This is a genomic window from Cellulomonas sp. P2_B4 (assembly GCF_056404795.1).
On record NZ_JBFUDI010000072.1, the window covers coordinates 1 to 599 of the forward strand.

The 599-nt window shown below is 69.9% G+C and carries 2 protein-coding genes; one reads left to right on the plus strand and one right to left on the minus strand.

The window, feature by feature from the left end; genetic code table 11:
* Positions 1–205, plus strand: a 205-nt coding sequence (locus tag AC1DZC_RS20145; RefSeq protein ID WP_477044515.1) for a DUF3617 domain-containing protein, incomplete at its 5' end; no start/stop codon positions are given.
* A 30-nt stretch (positions 206–235) separates the two neighbouring features.
* On the opposite strand, the gene AC1DZC_RS20150 is transcribed toward AC1DZC_RS20145, so the two are convergent.
* Positions 236–599 (minus strand): hypothetical protein (locus AC1DZC_RS20150; protein ID WP_477044516.1); only part of this gene is annotated, 364 nt, incomplete at its 5' end.

A 599-nucleotide genomic window follows, 5' to 3' on the forward strand; every position in this document is an offset into this window, starting at 1 on the left:
GTGCCAGTACACCAGCTTCAACGCGAGCGGCGGCCGGCTGACCGGGGTGATGGCCTGCACTTTCGGCAGCGGCGGCATGACCGTCACGTCGAACGGGACCTATACGGCGACGTCGCTCGACATCAGCGGCACGTCGGTGATGACGGGCAGGATGCGCATGACGACCAGGACGCATACGGTCGCCCGGCGCATCGGCGCCTGCTGAACCGGATCGGCGGCGCCTGATTCGGGCCGTTCAGCCGGTCCGCCGATAGGCGACGCGCCACATCACCAGCCCGATCGCCGCCGACATGCCCGCGAGGATCACGCAGCTTGCGATCGCGCCGATCCAGCGGAACAGCAAGGTGTACGTGTCGGTCGCGGGCAGGGCGAACAGGCCGAAGCCATAGGTCTGGCCGCCGAGGAACAGCGCGACCCCGCAAAGCCCGCCGATCAGCGCGGCGGTGGCCGGGCCGCGCCGGTTCAGGGCATGCGCGACGAGCCACAAGGGCGCGGCGACCGCGACCGCCGTCATTACCGTAATCACCATACCGATGACGAACCCGACGGCGACGCCGAGCAGCGACGGCGGCCCGCCGATCGCGACCAGGATACTGGCG